Raw genomic sequence first — 17,766 nt, 5'->3', positions numbered from 1 at the left:
TATCATGGCGTGTGTAACAGAAGTGTATGGCTACGCAGCTCCGCGCAGCAACGGCATCAGACTTCCGCTCGGTTTCAAAGGTTTTACGCGCGTTGCGATTTTCGCTGCGACGGGACTTGTGGCCGGAAGCTGGATGATGACCGCGCTCGGCACGCTGGAAACGGTCGTGCCGGCCTTTGCGCCTGTCGCCCCGATCATGCGCCGTGTTTCCCTGACCGCGCCGCAGGCACTTGCCGTCGTTGATCACAAGATCGCGCCATCGCGGCGGATCAGGCAGAGCTTCATCGATGCCTACACTGCTGATGCGGCCTATTCCAACCTCGACTGGCACCGGGCCAAAAACGTAAACGATCAGCCGATCATTGCTGACATCGGTCCCGATTCCGTGATCGAGGACAAGCCTGTCGATACGGCATCCCTCATCGAATTGCGTGCTGATCGCGTCAGGCGCGACGAGCCTGTTGTGGCGAGTGTCGAGCAAGAGCAACCTGCCGCGACGGCTGGCGTGACTGTGGCTGCCTATGCGCCAGTGCCGACTGCACCGAACACTGCGGCGGCCTTCAACAAGATTGATCCGCTTTCGCAAGCTGAAGAAATGGATGCCGCTGAAAGGCAGGCACATCTTCCTACCGGCAATGCGGTTCCCGTTCCGCAGCTTGCTCCGGATCAGAAAACCGACATGGCCGCAGAGGATGAAGCCAGCCGGGATGCATTCCTGCCCGATGATGTGCCGCTGCCGGGCGCGAAGCCGTCGCTGCGCCGCTCCCGCATGCATGAGAAGACCGAACTCGCCTATGCGCCGGAAAGCGGTGCAACCGAAGAACCGCGCCCCGGCCTGTTCAGCCCACTTCTCAATCAGGCTGCACGCAGCAAGGTTGCTATCTACGATATTTCTGCAGCCACTGTTTACCTGCCGAGCGGCGAGCGCCTTGAAGCCCATTCCGGTCTCGGTCCGATGCGCGACAATCCGCGTTATGTGAACCAGAAAAACCGCGGGCCAACGCCGCCACATACCTATGATCTGCGCATGCGCGAGGCCTTGTTCCATGGCGTCGAGGCGATCCGCCTCACGCCTGTCGACGGCAACAACCGCTATAATCGCGATGGCCTTCTGGCGCATACTTTCATGCTGGGGCGCCGTGGTGATTCCAATGGTTGTGTCGTGTTCAAGGACTATCCGCGCTTCCTGCGCGCCTTCAAGCGCGGCGAGTTCAACAAGATGGTTGTGGTGACACGAATGCAGTCTTCGAAGCCTGCGCGGATCGCATCGCTTTTCTGATAAATTGTCCGTCAAAACAAACAGCTAGAGCGCCGATCTGATTCAGTCTGATCGAAACATGCTCCAATGCAACTACGCAAGGAATTGTGATCCCCAATTCCTTGCGGGGCACACCAGAATTGATAGAGGTCTTTCATCGAAACTGATGGGAGATTTTTATGAAGCTTTACTACAAGGTCGGCGCTTGTTCGCTCGCACCCCACATCATTCTGAGCGAGGCGGGCCTGCCTTATGAGCTGGAGGCCGTGGATCTCAAGGCCAAGAAGACAGCGGACGGTGGCGACTATTTTGCAGTCAATCCGCGCGGCGCGGTTCCGGCGCTGGAAGTGAAGCCCGGCACTGTCATCACGCAGAACGCGGCAATTCTCCAATATATCGGTGATCATTCCGACGTTGCGGCATTCAAGCCCGCCTATGGTTCAATCGAACGCGCACGCCTGCAGGAAGCGCTGGGCTTCTGTTCGGATTTGCATGCGGCCTTTAGCGGCCTGTTCGCGCCCAACCTGAGCGAGGAAGCGAGGGCGGGCGTCATCGTCAACATCAATCGTCGTCTGGGTCAGTTCGAAGCCATGCTGTCGGACAAGAACCCCTACTGGCTTGGCGATGACTTCACTCAACCAGATGCTTATGCGTCGGTGATCATCGGTTGGGGCGTTGGTCAAAAGCTCGATTTGAGCGCCTATCCCAAGGCGCTGAAACTGCGCGAACGTGTGCTGGCCCGCCCAAACGTGCAGAAGGCATTCAAGGAAGAAGGCCTGAACTAAAAATCACAGCCGGAGGTCCAAACCTCCGGCTGTTTTATTGCCTGGGTTGCGGATGCGGTAACCAGTCTACCGTCTTGAAAGAGGTAACTCGCGTCTGTTGTGGGGAAAATCAAATGGCGGAGAGAGAGGGATTCGAACCCTCGATACGGTTTCCCGTATACACGCGTTCCAGGCGTGCGCCTTCAACCACTCGGCCACCTCTCCGTCTGCCTTGCTGTCGGGAAACCGTGTCTCACGGTGAAAACTGACTGCAAACGTGACACCGCTTTTCGAAACAGGCGCTGGTTAATCGCCAACTAGCGGGTGCGGCGCGAATATAGCCAGAAAATGCATATGTTCAACAGCTATTTGCAAGTTTTTGCGTCTAAATCGCAGAGCCTGTGCAAAGAGCGATATCAACGAGATAACTGTCTGAAATTATTATATTTTATTTTAATCGTGCAATAGTGTTCCAGCTTGGCTTTGAGCCTGACGGGTTCTGTGTGCTATGCTTTAGCAACATCAAAAAGACAAATCTTCGGGAGACCGGTCAGAAAACCGGCGTCGAAATCAAGGTAGGAAATCCGGGGCAGAGAATCGTGATCCGATTTGTATTGCGTAGTTTTGCGGTTGTTTTTCTGGCTTTGGCGGTGATTTTCGCGGTCCTTGATGGCGCGCGTTCCGTCGGCGCGTCGCAGTTCATAGCGAAGCCGCTTTTTTCCATGTGGTCGCGCAACGCGCCCGAGACATTGGCCGATGCAGAAACGTTCGTGACACACTATATAGGGGCAGGAGTCTGGAATGCCGTCTGCATCCCTTTGCTTGAGCGACCGGGTTGGCTTCTTTTCGGCATTCTCGCCCTTTTATTCTATGCAATCGGTCATCGTCGGGAGCGCCCTCTGGGACGCTTCACCGCTCGATAATCAGGAGGTGGATACCATGAGTTTCTTGGACAGCTATCGCAAGAAGACGCAGATGCCTTCGACGGATGAAGCTTTGCCGGGACGCGCGCAACCGATCCCGACATCTACGACCCACTTCGTCAATGGTCGTCCGCTGAAAGGACCATGGCCGGAAGGCTATAAGCAGGTTCTGTTCGGAATGGGCTGCTTCTGGGGTGCCGAGCGCCTGTTCTGGCAGGTGCCAGGCGTATATGTAACGGCTGTCGGTTATGCGGGCGGGGTCACACCCAACCCCACCTATGAGGAAACCTGCACGGGGCTGACCGGCCATGCGGAAGTTGTGCTGGTCGTTTACGATCCGAAGGTGGTGAGCCTTGACGAGCTGCTGACCCTTTTCTGGGAGGAGCATGATCCGACGCAGGGCATGCGGCAGGGCAACGATATCGGTACGACCTATCGTTCAGTCATCTATACTTTCGACAAGACAGATCGTGATGTGGCGGAAAAGAGCCGGGAAGCCTATTCGCAGGCGCTTGCCGGTCGTGGTCTCGGTCCGATCACCACGGAAATCGAGGATGCGCCGGAGCTCTATTATGCCGAGGATTATCACCAGCAATATCTGGCGAAGAACCCGAACGGTTATTGCGGATTGCGCGGCACTGGCGTGAGCTGCCCGATCCCGCTGGCACAATAAGCGGGCTGTAATCAACAGATCGCGCGGTCCTTACCGCGCGATTTTCTTTTTCATGATCAGCATCCCGGCATAGTCGCCTTCCAGATGCTCGAAATCGCTCCAGCCGATCTGGCGGTAAAGGTCGGGCTTGTCTGTGTAAAGATAAGCTTCCGCATAGCCGAGTTCCCGCGCGGCATCCTCGATGGCGTCAACCAAACCTTTGGCAATGCCTTTACTGCGATAGTCAGGCGCGACGAACACACTTGCCACCCATGGCTTCAGATGCGGATGTGTTTCCAGATCGTTGTGGATCAGAAGGGCAAGACCGGCGGGTTGTTCGTTCCAGAGGGCAACTCGCGCCACCTGTCCATCGTCTTCGCGGGAGATGTCGTTAAAAGCCTTGACGGTCTGTTCGAGGGTGGAGCCGCTAAATTCACCCCATTCCGCATGGTTCCACGCGGCACAAATGGGCACGAGATCGGGGCGGTCGGCGAGGGAGGCAATCTGAAGCATGGTGTTACCAGTGCGGTGGTTTGGTGACCGGTACGTCCGGAGCAGTCTGTTCTTCCAGTTCCAGAAAGCGGTCGGTCAACGCGCCGAGCTTCTTGGAAAGCCGGTCTATGGTTTTCCATTGTTCGGCCAGAACGGATGACAACTCGTCGATTGTCTTTTCCTGTTCGGCTACGCGAATTTCGAGCTCGGTCAGGCGCTGGTCCGGTGTCATGGCTGGCTTCCATTGGTATTTGGGCGTCGGTGGTCAGCGGGGTTTAGCCGCTTTCGATCCATATCGGAAGTACGGTATCACATCATTGCGTCAGCACGAGTACGCCGTTTGAAACTTCATAGTGACGCAGACGTTTCAGAAAGCTCATGCCGAGAAGCGTATCGGACAGGGCATCGTCGCGCAGAACCATGGCCTCCACATCCTCTACACGAATACGCCCGATTTCGATGCTGGGCAGGATGGCGGATGCAGCGACGGTTTCGCCATTGGCGGTCGAAACGCGATACTTGAAATCATCGGGTTTGAGCGACAGGCCGATGCGTCGTGCAGCGTTTGCGTTGATCGCAACCACGCTCGCCCCCGTGTCCACCATTGCACGAAGGGATTGCCCGGCAATTTTTATGTCCGTGATGAAATGGCCACGACTGTCCGGTGTGATCTGCGTGCGGCGTCCGCTATAGGCGGCGGGGTTTTGCGAAGGAGCAGTTGAAGCTGTGGCTGACGTGCCTGAACCGGATTCTGGCTGTTGCCTGAATTTTTCAAACAGAAGCGGGAAGGCAATTGCCAGTCCCGCAAATACCAGAAGGATCGTAAAAACCCGCGCCATACTGCCCCCGTTTCCAGGTACATTAGCAGGCGCGGGTTAATGCTTACTTCGTACCGTACATACGGTCGCCGGCATCGCCGAGACCGGGAACGATATAGCCCTTTTCGTCGAGGCGTTCGTCGATGGAGGCCGTGAACACGTCGACATCCGGGTGGGCTTCGGTAAAGCGCTTGATGCCTTCCGGTGCAGCCAGCAGACAGAGGAAGCGGATATTGGTCGCGCCGCGTTCCTTCAGCTTGTCGATGGCTGCAATTGCCGAATGTCCGGTGGCGAGCATCGGGTCGACCACGATGATGAGGCGGTTGACGATGTCTTCCGGCGCCTTGAAGTAATATTCGACCGGCTGCAGCGTATCGTGATCACGATAAAGGCCGATATGGGCGACGCGCGCGGCGGGCACCAGATCGAGCATGCCTTCGAGAAGACCATTGCCTGCGCGGAGGATCGAGGCGAAGACAAGCTTCTTGCCTTCAAGGACCGGCGCATCCATTGGCATCAACGGGGTTTCGATCGGCATCGTGGTCAGTTCGAGATCGCGTGTCACTTCATAGCAGAGCAACAGCGATATTTCCTTCAGCAGCCGCCGAAAGCTGGCTGTGGACGTTTCCTTCTTGCGCATGATGGTGAGCTTGTGCTGGACAAGCGGATGGCTGACGACTGTAACGCCCATGATCTTTCCACTTTTCTTGTTATCTTTTTGACTTTAGCGGCAGTTTGCGCCGGAGAAAACGCCGGGCCAAGCGCGCGCACACAGTTTTATGTCTCTTTGGCCATTTTTAAACGCTAACGCAAGACAGTTCACAAGTGCCGGATCACAAAAGGGGTAGTGGAGGACGGTCTCTGCTTGTATCGTCTGGCACAAGCTTTATATGCATTACGGAAATCGTTTTCGTCTTAATATTCAAAAGCAGGATGAGCTATGAGCCAGCAGAACGGCAATGCGGACCGCGTGGGCGCACAAGGTGGCATGGAGCATTCATTCGGCTTCAAGGCGGTTGACGAAAGCGAAAAGCAGGGTCTGGTCAACGACGTTTTCCATAAGGTCGCCAGCAAGTACGACGTGATGAACGATCTCATGTCGGCGGGCATGCACCGCGTTTGGAAAGATGCGATGATCGCATGGCTGGCACCATCGAAGCGCCCAGGCTGGACCTCGCTCGACGTTGCAGGCGGCACCGGCGATATTGCTTTCCGCATTGTGGAGGCTTCCGGTCGTCAGGCCCATGTCACCATTCTTGATATCAATGGCTCGATGCTCGGCGTCGGTCGTGAACGGGCGATCAAGAAGGGCCTTGCCGACAATCTTGAATTTGTTGAAGCCAGTGCCGAAGAGCTGCCATTTGAAGATGCGAGCTTCGATGCTTACACGATTTCGTTCGGCATTCGCAATGTTCCACATATCGACAAGGCGCTATCCGAAGCTTATCGCGTGTTGAAGCCGGGCGGTCGTTTCCTTTGCCTCGAATTCTCCGAGGTTGAACTGCCGGTTCTCGACAAGGTTTACGACCAGTGGTCGTTCCACGCCATTCCGCGTATCGGCAAGATGATTACCGGCGATGCCGATTCCTACAGCTATCTGGTCGAATCGATCCGCAAATTCCCCAAGCAGCAGGATTTTGCCGCGATGATCGAGAAGGCTGGTTTCGAGCGCGTGAGCTATCGCAATTTCACTGGTGGCATTGCCGCGCTGCATTCCGGCTGGAAGCTTTGATTGTGCCTGTGGTGAGTTGGGGTCAGGAACGGGGCATCGGGGCATGAGTAATCTATCCGCCGCTTTCCGGCTGATGCGGGCCGGATGGGTTTTGACACGTGAAGGCGTTATCAGCGCCTTGCCGGTGGAAGGGCTCTCTGGCCTTCCGGCATTCGGACACAAGATTGCCGGTCTTCTGGCGCGTCCGCGCGCACGCCACATGCAGCGTTCCGAGCGTATGTCGCGGGCCATGAACAAGCTTGGTCCGTCCTATGTGAAGCTCGGCCAGTTTCTTGCAACACGGCCCGATATTGTCGGGCGCGATGTCGCTGCCGATCTCGAACTTTTGCAGGACAGGCTCGACTTCTTCCCGCAGGTCGACGCAGTTGCTGCTATCGAAGGTTCGCTTGGCCGCAAGATTGACGATCTTTACCTGCATTTCGATGCGCCGATAGCAGCGGCGTCGATGGCGCAGGTTCACCCGGCTGAAATCATGAAAGACGGAACGCGCCAGAAGGTTGCGGTCAAGGTCATTCGTCCGGGCGTGCGCCAGCGTTTCGTCCGCGACCTTGAAGGTTTCTACATGGTCGCGCGCATGCAGGAGCGTCATGTTCCGTTTACGCGCCGCCTGCGCCCGGTTCAGGTTGTCGAGACGCTGCAGCAGACAACCCGCATCGAGATGGATCTGCGTCTTGAAGCGGCAGCGCTGTCCGAGATTGCCGAGAATATCAAGGGCGATGCTGGGTTCCGCGTTCCACAGGTGGACTGGGAGCGCACCGGTCGCGATGTGCTGACGCTCGAATGGATCGACGGCACCAAGATGTCGGATATTTCGGCGCTGGCCGCTGCCGGTTTTGATCTCAAGAAACTGGCCGAAACGTTGATCCAGTCTTTCCTGCGCCATACGCTGCGCGATGGCTTTTTCCATGCCGACATGCATCCGGGCAATCTGTTCGTCGATCCGCAAGGCATTATCGTTGCGGTCGATTTCGGCATCACCGGGCGGCTCAACAAGCAGCAGCGGCGTTTCCTTGCCGAAATTCTCTATGGCTTCATCACGCGTGATTATATGCGCGTGGCGGAAGTGCATTTCGAAGCAGGCTACGTGCCGCACACCCACGATGTGGCAAGCTTTGCGCAGGCCATCCGCGCCATTGGCGAGCCGATCCATGGTCAGCCGGCGGAAACCATTTCCATGGCCAAGCTGCTCACGCTGCTGTTCGAAGTGACCGAGCTTTTCGACATGGAGACCCGACCGGAACTTCTGATGCTCCAGAAAACAATGGTCGTCGTGGAAGGGGTGTCGCGTACGCTCGATCCGCATTTCAACATGTGGAAGGCTGCGGAACCGGTGGTGGGCGACTGGATCGCCAAGAATCTCGGACCGCAAGGTATGCTTGCCGATGCGAAGGACAGCGCTTATTCGCTGCTGCATTTCACGCGCAAGACGCCGGAACTTGTTGCGCGTGTGGAACGGGTTTCCGTTGCTCTGGACGATATGGCAGCGAACGGATTGCGCTTTGACGAAGCGACGGCAGAAGCTATCGGCCGGGCTGAAGCGCGCCACTCACGTTGGGGTCGCATCGCGCAGGTGGTGATTGCGGTCTCGCTCGCAGCGATAGCGATTAAGCTTTATATTTGGCTGTAGGATCAATTTTAAGGTGACATCTACCTTCTAAAGTGATTTCAATGATTGCACTTGTAACAAGCAGGTGCAATCAAATGGCCAGCATTACCATCCGTAATCTCGATGATGACGCCAAGGAACGGCTGCGTATCAGGGCAGCGCAGAACGGGCGCTCCATGGAAGAGGAAGCGCGCATTCTGTTGGCGGGGCAGGATATAGCTCCACAGGCTGTTGCAGTGTCTCCCGGCGCGGGTGCGTCGCTGGCCGGGCAGCGCATTCTTCTCATTATCGGTGGTGGCATTGCCGCCTATAAGACGCCGGACCTCATCCGCCGTCTGCGTGAACGTGGCGCGCATGTGCGCCCGTTGATGACGGCTGCAGCGCAGCAATTCGTGACACCGCTGACCATTGGCGCCGTTTCTGCCGATCATGTCTTCACCGATCTGTTCTCGCGTGAGGACGAGCAGGATGTCGGGCATATCCGGCTTGCCCGCGATGCGGACCTGATCGTCGTCGCGCCCGCGACCGCTGACCTGATGGCGAAGATGGCGAACGGGCTTGCCGATGATCTGGCCAGTGCGGTGCTGCTTGCTCGCAAAGTTCCAGTGCTTGTTGCGCCTGCCATGAACCCGGCCATGTGGGACAATCCCGCGACGAGACGCAATCGTCTGACGCTCGAAAAAGACGGCGTTCGCTTCATCGGCCCGGAGGGGGGGGAGATGGCGGAAAGCGGTGAAGCCGGAACCGGACGAATGAGCGAGCCACTGGCGATTGTCGCGGCGATCGAGAACCTGCTTGCTCCGCAGGCAAAGCCGCTTGCAGGCAAAACCATTGTCATGACGTCCGGCCCGACGCACGAGCCAATTGATCCGGTGCGCTATATCGCCAACCGTTCGTCGGGCAAGCAGGGCCACGCTATTGCGGCGGCGCTGGCGCGGCTTGGTGCGACGGTGCATCTGGTGTCCGGCCCGGTCACCATTCCTGACCCCGAAGGCGTCGATGTCATTCATGTCGAGACGGCGCGTGAAATGAAGGCTGCTGTGGAGCGGCATCTTCCTGCCGATGCGGCAATTATGGTTGCAGCGGTTGCCGACTGGCGCACGGCCAATGAAGCCGGACAGAAGATCAAGAAGAAACCCGGTGAAAGCGCGCCGACGCTTGCCATGGTCGAGAACCCGGACATTCTGGCCGGTGTCGGCCATAGCGACAAGCGTCCCGGCCTCGTCGTCGGCTTTGCAGCAGAAACGCAGGACGTGGCCGAAAACGCGAGAGCCAAGCTTGAAAAGAAGGGCGCGGACTGGATCGTCGCCAACGATGTTTCGCATGCGCCGGATGGCAGTAGCGTCATGGGCGGCGACCGCAATCGTGTCCGCATTCTAAGCCGTTCCGGCATCGAGGAATGGCCGGAAATGAGCAAGGAACAAGTGGCTGAAAAACTGGCGGAGAAGATTGCTGAGCGGCTTTTGGAAACGAAAGGCTAAGCGTTTTTGGGCGATGCCGGTTTAGAAAAACTCGTCCAGCAAACGGTAATAGGCAATTTTCGTTTCGTCGATTGCCGGGCCGCCATAAATGTCGAGAAAAGGCTGTACCCATTCGTCGCCCAGATTGTAGCGAATGCTCCAGCAGGCTAGTGCGAGATCCTGATGGCGGTCTGCACGGCCGAGCCTGCCACAGTCGATAAAGCCGGTGAATGCACATTCGCTGGCCATGAAATTTGGCAAGCAAGCATCGCCGTGAGTCACGACCACATCTTCCTGTGACGGTTTCAGGCGGCAAAGTTCGGTGAACAGGTCTTCGGCGCTGCGGCCTTCGCGCTCGTCATCGAAATCATCTTCATCGACGGCACCGGCTTCGACCCGCTTGCGCGCGTCTTCAATGCGACGGTCCAGCCGGTGGTCGTAGGGACAAGCGGCGGGATCGACGCTGTGCAGCGCCTTCAAGGCTGTCGCGAGAATGGAGACGATGCTGTCCGCCGGGAGAGTGCCGACAGATGAGGCGAGGTCCGATCCGGCAAGGCGCGTCATCAAAAGAAAGTGGTGGTCGGCCTGCGTCTCGTAAGCGACGACCTTGGGGCAAGGCAATCCCTGCCTTGCGAGCCATTCGAGCCGGGCGCCTTCACCGGCAAGTTCGCTGACGGTGCTGGCCGGTTCGATTTTCAGAACGAGCGGTTCATGTTCGTCATGATCGAGAAGCAGGACATTGGCGGTCGAGCGGCCAAGCTCATCCTGCTGGCTGCTATAACCGGCAAGCCGATGCAGCAACGCATCGGGCAAATCGAGAGCAGCCAGAACAGGATCGGTCATATCACCATACCGTATCAGGCCTTGTCGCGGACCTGATAGTCCTTGACGGTGGCAAAGCGAATATCCTTCCAGCGTTCGGCTTCGTAATTGAGAGAGAAGCCGTTCTGGGCAAGGAAGACCGGATCGTGATCGAGGTCATGGGCGATATCGGCACGATGCGAGGCGATGAAACGGTCGAGTTCGGCCGGATCATCTGCCGTAATCCACCGGCAGACCGAGAAGCGCGACATTTCAAAGCCGACCGGCAGCGAATATTCCACTTTCAGGCGTTCGGTCAGAACGTCGATCTGAAGAGCGCCGACAACGCCGACAATGGCTGGAGAACCGTCATCAGGCACGAAGAGCTGTACAACGCCTTCTTCAGCCATCTGCTGCAGCGCTTCACGCAGCTTCTTGGCTTTCATGGCGTCGTCCAGACGCACGCGGCGCAGGATTTCCGGCGCGAAGTTCGGCACGCCACGGAACAGGATATCTTCACCCTCGGTCAGCGTGTCGCCGATGCGCAGCGTGCCGTGGTTCGGAATGCCGACCACGTCGCCCGCAAAGGCTTCGTCGGCAATCTGGCGCGAACGTGCGAAGAAAAATTGCGGCGCAGACAGGCTCATTGGCTTGCCGGTGCGCACCAGCTTTGCTTTCATGCCGCGCGACAGCTTGCCCGAGCAGACGCGCAGGAATGCGATGCGGTCGCGGTGGTTCGGGTCCATATTGGCCTGAATCTTGAACACGAAACCGGTCATCTTGTCTTCGGTAGAGCCAACCATGCGCGTGTCGGCCTGCTGGTCGCGGGGTGAGGGGCCGAAATCGCAGAAAGCTTCGATGAGGTCGCGCACGCCGTAATTCTTCAGCGCCGAACCGAAATAAACCGGCGTCATATGACCTTCGCGGAAGGAGGCGAGGTCGAACGGACGGCAGACGCCGCGTGCCAGTTCCACACCTTCCAGCCATGCCTCGCGTTCGTTTTCAGGCAGCAGTGCGGCGGCTTCTTCCGGGCCGCTGACCTTGGTTGGCTGCTCTTCATTGTCCTGACGACGCATCGTGTCGTTATGCAGGTCGAAGGTGCCTGCAAAGCTCTTGCCTGAGCCGATAGGCCAGGTGATCGGGGCCGTGTCGAGTGCCAGCTTTTCTTCGATCTCATCGAGGATTTCGAGCGGGTCGCGCGCTTCGCGGTCCATCTTGTTGACGAAAGTGACGATGGGAATGTCGCGCATACGACAGACTTCGAACAGCTTCAGCGTGCGCGGCTCAATACCCTTGGCGGCGTCAATGACCATGACGGCGGAATCCACGGCAGTCAGCGTGCGGTAGGTATCGTCCGCAAAGTCTTCGTGGCCCGGTGTATCGAGCAGGTTGAAGATGCAGTCCTTGTATTCGAAGGTCATCACCGAGGTGACGACCGAGATGCCGCGGTCGCGCTCGATGTTCATCCAGTCCGACCGGGTCTGGATGCGGTCCTTCTTGGCCTTCACCTCACCGGCGAGCTGGATGGCGCCGCCGAACAGCAGCAGCTTTTCGGTCAGCGTGGTCTTACCGGCGTCCGGGTGCGCGATGATCGCGAATGTGCGGCGCTTGGAAACGGGATGGTCAGCGGGCATGAAGAAACTCGTGATGGCGAAACGTTGGGCTGCGCGTGAAAGCGCGCCGCGAAGATGTTGGGGAGCATCTAGCAGGACTTGGCCGAAAGGTCGAGTTCAAATGAAAAAGCGGCGCAGTGCGCGCCGCTTTGCCAGTGATCTGTGATGTTTATCGGCTCTTGATGCCAAGGCCGAAGGCAATAAAGGACCAGCCCTGGAAGATCAGGTCTATCGCCAGGAAAAGACCAAGAATGAACAGGCTGTTGACCGGCCATTGCATGGCGATGATAAGACCGAGCAGCATGGTGATGACACCGGCTGCGACGATCCAGCCCCAACCGGCGGACGGTTTCGATTTGAAGCCTAGCCAGATGCGGAAAGCACCGGAACCGAGAAGGGCTGCCGCCAGAAGGAAGGTCATCACGCCAGCCGCTAGCACCGGATTGATGAAGGCGACGATACCGGCTGCCGTGTAGAGCAGGCCGCTCAGGAGCCAGAAGAAGAAGCTGCCCCATGTTTTGACGCCGAAGGCGTGAATGATCTCGATGACGCCGCCAATCAGCATCATCAGGCCGACATAGTAGACCGAGACCACGGTGGCCAGAACGAGATTACCGAAGGCGATGCCTCCGAGGATCAGCAGTGCGACCCCAAGGGCGACGAACCACCCCCATTTGCTGGAAAGTTCCTTTGGAAAGGTCGGGCGGTCGAAATCATTATGAGCTGTTGCCATGAGACGTCCCTCAAATTGTCATGCCTCGGGAACAATATAAGGCATGTCCGGGATTTGACCAGCTTTTGTGCGAGGCGGGTGGGATCATCGTTGTCTACTCTGTTCGTTCGCTCGACCGCGCATTATATCTCTTTGCTATTGCAGTCGTTTTCCGCTTAAAGTTCATGTGATGTTCGATCTCGTTTCCCACTACTGGCCGCATATCCTGTTCGTTCTGTCGGGCGTTCTGGGCGCGATTGCCGCCATTCACGCGACGATGACGAAGGACGAGGTACGCACGGCCATCGGCTGGGTAGGCGTGATCGTGCTGTCGCCCATCGTCGGGGCGGTGGTCTATGCCATTGCGGGCGTGAACCGTATCCGGCGGTCGACGCTCACCCACCAGCGCGCCAATATGGGCAAGATCGCGCTCTATCACCTGTCGCATTTCGATACGACGAACGACCTCGTGCGCGCCGCCTTCGGACGCCAGTTCGGGGCGATGAAGATATTGGGCGATGCCGTCAGCCTCTATGATTTCACCAGCGGCAACAGCATCGAGATGCTGGAAACGGGGGACGAAGCCTACGCCGCTATGCTCGACGCGATAAGCAGAGCCGAGCGCAGCATCATGCTGGAAACCTATATTTTCGACCGGGATGCCATTGGCGAAAAATTTGCCGATGCTCTGGGTGATGCGGTCAAGCGTGGTGTGGAAGTGCGGGTGCTGGTCGACGCTGTCGGCGCGCGCTATTCCTTTCCGAGCATCGTGAAGCTTTTGAAGGACAAGGGTGTTGCCGTCGATGTGTTCAACGGCAACATCATCATCGGGTTGCGCCTGCCTTATGCGAACCTGCGCACCCACCGCAAAATTCTCATTGTTGACGGCAAGATCGCCTTTACCGGCGGCATGAATATCAGAGCGGGTTTCGTGCGTGCGATCGCGGGCAAAGCGGTTGCCTTCGATACGCATTTCAAGCTTGAAGGCCCGGCGATTGCCGATCTCTTCCATATTGCATCCGAAGACTGGCGCTTTGCGACCGGCGAACTTCTGACCGGCGAGGCATGGAAGATAGCGCCGCCGGAAAACCCGCCGGGAACGGGAACGCTGGTGCGTGTCGTCGGGTCAGGCCCCGACAAGAATGTGGAAACCAACCAGCGCATGATGATGGGCGCTTTCTCGATTGCCGAGCAGCATATTCTCATCATGACGCCTTATCTTCTGCCGGACCGTGAACTGATCAGCGCGCTGGTGACGGCGGCGCGGCGCGGCGTGTCAGTCGATATCGTCGTGCCGGGCGTCAACAATCTGAAGCTGGTGGATCGCGCCATGCGTGCGCAGTTCGACCAGCTGTTGAAGGATGGTTGCCGCATCTGGCGGGCAGGCGGCGCTTTCAATCATTCGAAACTGATGACCATCGACGGTGCTTGGTCTTATGTCGGATCGTCCAATATTGATCCGCGCTCGTTGCGACTGAATTTCGAGGTCGATCTTGAAATTCTCGACCGCGACGTGGCGCGTCAGGTGGAAGAACGCATCGGCAAGGTGATCGAGGGTAGCCGCGAGGTCAATCTTGCGCGTCTCAAGAACAGGCCATTTCTGGAGCGGCTTCTGGACCGGATTATATGGCTGGGTTCGCCCTATCTCTGAGAGTTATCCCGTCCTGCTCGTGAATATTTCCGGGCTGAATTCTTCCAGCAGGTTCGTTGCCGATTTGAGGTCAAGATGCGCCTTGATGGGCAGGTGATCGGATGCCAGGCGCGCCAGTGGCGTGTTGTGTACTTCAACCGATGTGACGAGATTGTGCGGTGCTCCGAGCACGCGATCCAGCGCAAAAACCGGGAACCGCGACGGGAAACTCGGGACTGCTGTGGCGACATGGTTGAATGTCGGCATGAGGGCAGCGAGCGACGAGCGCTTGCCGATGCGCCATTCGTTGAGGTCGCCGATGAGCAGGGTCGGCACCGTATCGGCTTCCTGCAAGGCGGTAAGAATACTTTCGGCCTGCTGCTCACGGGAGCGTTTCAGAAGACCAAGATGCGCGGCAATCACGCGCAGGGGGCCTGCCGGAAACTGCAGGTCCGCAACCAGTGCACCGCGCGGTTCGACACCGGGAAGCTTGAGCTGCTGCACATTGCGCACCACACCTTCACGGAACAGAAGCACATTGCCGTGCCAGCCGTGGCCCTTGGGCATTGTTGCGGTAATGGGGACTGGAACGAGCCCATGGCGGCGCTCAAGCAGGCCGAGATCAAGCAGGCCGGAACGCTCGCCGAAACGCCTGTCGGCTTCCTGCAGGGCAATCACATCCGCGTCGATTTCACTGATGACTTCAGCCGTTCGTTGCGGGTTGAACTGTTTGTCGATACCGATGCATTTGTGGACATTGTAGGATGCAATGACGATATCACCGCCGGTAATATTGGCGTTGAGCGGCCTGAAACCCGGCCTGTTCCGGATAGCAGTCAGGATGGACTTCGATATCCGGTTTGGTTCTTTCTTTTTCAGCACCCGTTTTTCACCTGTCAGGTATTCTGTTCTGAAAGACTATGACTATACCGGAGGAATGAACCGGCGATCAGTCTTTATATAGTCAGATTGTATCTCTGTTTGAATAGCAATCCCCTACACAATCAGGCGATCTCAATATCCGAACGCGGAGGATGTTGGCATAGTTCCTAACCTCATCTTGCAATGAAACGGATCAGCCTGTCAGTGAGGCCGGTATAGGGCGGCTTGATGAGGTCGCTCGGAGCCGGGGCATATTTGGTCAGGACGGGCATTGCCTTGGAAAAGGTCAGAAAACCGTCATGGCCATGATACTGGCCCATACCGCTTGCACCCACCCCGCCGAATGGCAGGCTGCTGCAGGCGAAATGGTAAAGCGTGTCGTTGACGCAGACGCCACCCGCAACGATACGAATGAGCATCATTTCAATTTCTGCAGTGTTATCGCTGAAGCAGTAAAGCGCCAGCGGACGGTCAAGCTTGAGAACAAAGCCGATTGCATCGTCGAGCAGGCGATAGCTGATGATCGGCAGATGTGGACCGAAAATCTCCTCCTGCATGATCGCGCTGTCTGTGGCGGGTTCCAGCACGAGCGCAGGCGCCATTGATCGCGGCTGTTCGGAACCTGCCGGAAGCTCAATGACGGCCTCGCTCCTGTTTGCGGCATCGGCCAGGAGTTTCGACAGCCGCGCTTCCTGAGCATCGTTGATGATCGTCGTGCGGTCTTTTTCCGCTGATACGCTGCCGTAACGTGCCTGCATTTCGCCACGCAGAAGGTTCACGAATTCGTCGCGCTTGCTGTGATGGATCAGAACATAGTCAGGCGCGATGCAGGTCTGCCCCGCGTTGAAGAATTTTCCCGTCGCGATCGCTCGGGCGGCGCGTTTGAGATTAGCGTTTTCGCTGACGATGGCAGGTGACTTGCCGCCAAGCTCAAGCGTCACCGGGGTCAGGTTTGGTGCCGCCGCCGCCATGATCTTGCGCCCGACAGCAGTGGAGCCGGTGAAAAAGAGATGGTCGAATGGCAGCGATGCAAATTGTGCTGACAGGGAAGCATCGCCAAGCGCCACGGTAACACGATCCTCCGGGAACACATCGGCAAGCAGGCTTTGCAGGAATTCGGCGGTGCGTGGCGTGTGTTCTGATGGTTTCAGGAAAACGTGGTTCCCGGCTGCAATTGCCGCGACAAGCGGCGCCAATGCCAGATTGACCGGATAATTCCACGGCGCGATGATCCCCACCACGCCGAGCGGAACATAACGGATTTCGGCCTTGGCGGGCCACATTTTCCAGCCTGCCTTACGGCGTTTCGGTTTCATCCAGCGCTTGAGATTGTGCAGGGCATCATCAATTTCGGAAAAGACGACACTGGCTTCACCGAGCAGGGTTTCGTGCAGCGAGCGATTCCCAAAATCCGCGCTGATGGCCTTCGCCATTTCATCCAGTCTTGCTTCGAGCCGCTCGCGCAGGCGCTTCAGGTCGTCCAGACGCTGCTCATAGGCAGGGCGGTCTTCAAGCCATGCGTGACGCAGGCGCTCGAATGAGAGCTGCAATGCCTGTTCTTCAGTTGTCATAGGCAAAATCCTCCGTTGAACGGGCAAAGAGGAATTGCGCAGCATAATAGGTTGCAAGCACCCACAGACCGTTCAGCGGAATGTCGAGGCTGAAGCGTCCATAAGCAAGCAGCGTGTCGCTTGCCATGAAGAAGAGGCCGCCTGCTGCCGCGAGCCATGCGGCATAGCGCTGTGGCGTTTCCGGCTCGGTGCCGAGCGCGCGGCTCATCGCCTGCGCCGCCATGATGCCGAGCGCTGCGGCATAGATGACGACCGGGATTTTCATCGACGTCGGCAGCGACGACCAAAGGCCTGCTATGATGGCCAAGGCCGCGATGGCAAAAAGGACGAAAACGCCTTTATGCGCGGCAAAGCGCGTATGGCGGCAAAGCGCATAGATATAGGCGCAATGGGTGATGAGAAAGCAGATCAGGCCCGCCATGAAATAATCGCCGGGCAACATCAGGAAAAAGTCCCCGAGTGCTGCAAAAGCCAGGCCAAAGGCGACGGCAAAGCCATAGGATTTCGATTTGGGGCGTTCGGCGCAAAGGACGGCGGCGAGCAGCAGCAGGGTTGCGGTTGGCTTGGTCAGATAGTGCAGCCAGCGCCAGGCGGAATCCTCGCCACTATAGCCCATGAGACTGCCCGCAATGGCGCAGATCGCGCAGAACAGAAACAGGCCGTAAAGCGTTCTGTTTCTCCCGAATTCCAGCAAGCCTTTACGGCGCATATTCGCTCCCCGTTATTATATTTGTAAGCAAATGAATTTGAGCAAAGGACGTCGGATTGTGCCGCCAATTGCGAGATCAGCGCAATAGGCACAATTCATAGGGCTGTTGACAAAGCCTTGCCGAAGGGGCGGGTTCTCTACTC

Annotated in this window: 18 protein-coding genes and 1 tRNA gene; 8 read left to right on the top strand and 11 right to left on the bottom strand. The window is 57.6% G+C overall.

All coding sequences use genetic code 11. From position 1 onward, the window contains the following. The first annotated feature begins 4 nt into the window (after positions 1-4). On the top strand, positions 5-1,279 hold the full coding sequence (locus CES86_RS07925) for a DUF2778 domain-containing protein (protein WP_012091401.1): 1,275 nt from the start codon (positions 5-7) through the stop codon (positions 1,277-1,279). 158 nt (positions 1,280-1,437) lie between these two features. Then, positions 1,438-2,043 (top strand): glutathione transferase, encoded by a 606-nt coding sequence (gst, locus tag CES86_RS07920; protein WP_012091402.1) that lies wholly within the window; start codon positions 1,438-1,440, stop codon positions 2,041-2,043. A 114-nt stretch (positions 2,044-2,157) separates the two neighbouring features. Here the strand turns inward: gst and CES86_RS07915 are convergent. Next, positions 2,158-2,247 (bottom strand) — tRNA-Ser (locus CES86_RS07915). 374 nt (positions 2,248-2,621) lie between these two features. Here CES86_RS07915 and CES86_RS07910 point away from each other — a divergent pair. Beyond that, complete coding sequence (locus CES86_RS07910) at positions 2,622-2,945, top strand: hypothetical protein (protein ID WP_012091415.1); 324 nt, start codon at positions 2,622-2,624, stop codon at positions 2,943-2,945. 16 nt (positions 2,946-2,961) lie between these two features. Next, positions 2,962-3,618 carry a peptide-methionine (S)-S-oxide reductase MsrA gene (gene msrA / locus CES86_RS07905; protein ID WP_012091416.1) on the top strand — a complete coding sequence of 219 codons (657 nt, stop codon included), beginning with the start codon at positions 2,962-2,964 and terminating at the stop codon, positions 3,616-3,618. 30 nt (positions 3,619-3,648) lie between these two features. On the opposite strand, the gene CES86_RS07900 is transcribed toward msrA, so the two are convergent. The 4 genes from CES86_RS07900 to upp form a co-directional block, all read right to left on the bottom strand. Further along, on the bottom strand, positions 3,649-4,110 hold the full coding sequence (locus CES86_RS07900; protein ID WP_012091417.1) for a GNAT family N-acetyltransferase: 462 nt from the start codon (positions 4,108-4,110) through the stop codon (positions 3,649-3,651). A 4-nt stretch (positions 4,111-4,114) separates the two neighbouring features. Next, positions 4,115-4,321 (bottom strand): SlyX family protein, encoded by a 207-nt coding sequence (locus tag CES86_RS07895; RefSeq protein WP_010659381.1) that lies wholly within the window; start codon positions 4,319-4,321, stop codon positions 4,115-4,117. Positions 4,322-4,403: 82 nt separating this feature from the next. After that, entirely contained in the window at positions 4,404-4,928 is a 525-nt protein-coding gene (locus CES86_RS07890; RefSeq protein ID WP_012091418.1) for a retropepsin-like aspartic protease family protein, read from the bottom strand. Positions 4,929-4,971: 43 nt separating this feature from the next. Continuing rightward, positions 4,972-5,598: a uracil phosphoribosyltransferase gene (gene upp / locus CES86_RS07885; protein ID WP_006467614.1), complete on the bottom strand. Its 627-nt coding sequence runs from the start codon at positions 5,596-5,598 to the stop codon at positions 4,972-4,974. A gap of 249 nt (positions 5,599-5,847) precedes the next feature. Between upp and ubiE the strand changes: the two genes are divergently transcribed. From ubiE to coaBC, 3 genes are all read left to right on the top strand, one after another. Next, positions 5,848-6,639 carry a bifunctional demethylmenaquinone methyltransferase/2-methoxy-6-polyprenyl-1,4-benzoquinol methylase UbiE gene (gene ubiE, locus CES86_RS07880; protein ID WP_010659383.1) on the top strand — a complete coding sequence of 264 codons (792 nt, stop codon included), beginning with the start codon at positions 5,848-5,850 and terminating at the stop codon, positions 6,637-6,639. Between the two features lie 43 nt (positions 6,640-6,682). After that, entirely contained in the window at positions 6,683-8,266 is a 1,584-nt protein-coding gene (gene ubiB, locus CES86_RS07875; RefSeq protein ID WP_029929369.1) for a 2-polyprenylphenol 6-hydroxylase, read from the top strand. Positions 8,267-8,340: 74 nt separating this feature from the next. Beyond that, positions 8,341-9,726 carry a bifunctional phosphopantothenoylcysteine decarboxylase/phosphopantothenate--cysteine ligase CoaBC gene (gene coaBC / locus CES86_RS07870; protein WP_235819892.1) on the top strand — a complete coding sequence of 462 codons (1,386 nt, stop codon included), beginning with the start codon at positions 8,341-8,343 and terminating at the stop codon, positions 9,724-9,726. Between the two features lie 21 nt (positions 9,727-9,747). On the opposite strand, the gene CES86_RS07865 is transcribed toward coaBC, so the two are convergent. From CES86_RS07865 to CES86_RS07855, 3 genes are all read right to left on the bottom strand, one after another. Further along, a complete protein-coding gene (locus tag CES86_RS07865) occupies positions 9,748-10,548 on the bottom strand; it encodes an APH(3')-II family aminoglycoside O-phosphotransferase (protein WP_094514127.1) in 801 nt (266 codons plus the stop codon). 14 nt (positions 10,549-10,562) lie between these two features. Further along, positions 10,563-12,140: a peptide chain release factor 3 gene (locus tag CES86_RS07860; RefSeq protein WP_010659387.1), complete on the bottom strand. Its 1,578-nt coding sequence runs from the start codon at positions 12,138-12,140 to the stop codon at positions 10,563-10,565. A gap of 148 nt (positions 12,141-12,288) precedes the next feature. Beyond that, the gene (locus CES86_RS07855) at positions 12,289-12,852 is read right to left on the bottom strand and encodes an HdeD family acid-resistance protein (RefSeq protein ID WP_010659388.1); all 564 of its coding nucleotides are present in this window, start codon (positions 12,850-12,852) and stop codon (positions 12,289-12,291) included. Positions 12,853-13,021: 169 nt separating this feature from the next. Between CES86_RS07855 and cls the strand changes: the two genes are divergently transcribed. Beyond that, positions 13,022-14,482, top strand: coding sequence for a cardiolipin synthase (gene cls / locus CES86_RS07850; protein ID WP_010659389.1), 1,461 nt, complete (start codon positions 13,022-13,024; stop codon positions 14,480-14,482). Positions 14,483-14,485: 3 nt separating this feature from the next. On the opposite strand, the gene CES86_RS07845 is transcribed toward cls, so the two are convergent. From CES86_RS07845 to CES86_RS07835, 3 genes are all read right to left on the bottom strand, one after another. Beyond that, positions 14,486-15,343 (bottom strand): endonuclease/exonuclease/phosphatase family protein, encoded by an 858-nt coding sequence (locus CES86_RS07845; protein ID WP_010659390.1) that lies wholly within the window; start codon positions 15,341-15,343, stop codon positions 14,486-14,488. A 173-nt stretch (positions 15,344-15,516) separates the two neighbouring features. Further along, on the bottom strand, positions 15,517-16,914 hold the full coding sequence (locus CES86_RS07840) for a coniferyl aldehyde dehydrogenase (protein WP_094514126.1): 1,398 nt from the start codon (positions 16,912-16,914) through the stop codon (positions 15,517-15,519). Continuing rightward, entirely contained in the window at positions 16,904-17,623 is a 720-nt protein-coding gene (locus CES86_RS07835; protein WP_012091423.1) for a lysoplasmalogenase, read from the bottom strand. The genes CES86_RS07840 and CES86_RS07835 overlap by 11 nt, the downstream gene beginning before the upstream one ends. Between the last annotated feature and the right edge of the window lie 143 nt (positions 17,624-17,766).

It is taken from the genome of Brucella lupini, from assembly GCF_002252535.1.
GTDB classification, from domain to species: Bacteria; Pseudomonadota; Alphaproteobacteria; order Rhizobiales; family Rhizobiaceae; genus Brucella; species Brucella anthropi.
The sequence above is the reverse complement of the archived record's forward strand: the minus strand, read 5'-3'. Positions and strand labels throughout refer to the sequence as shown.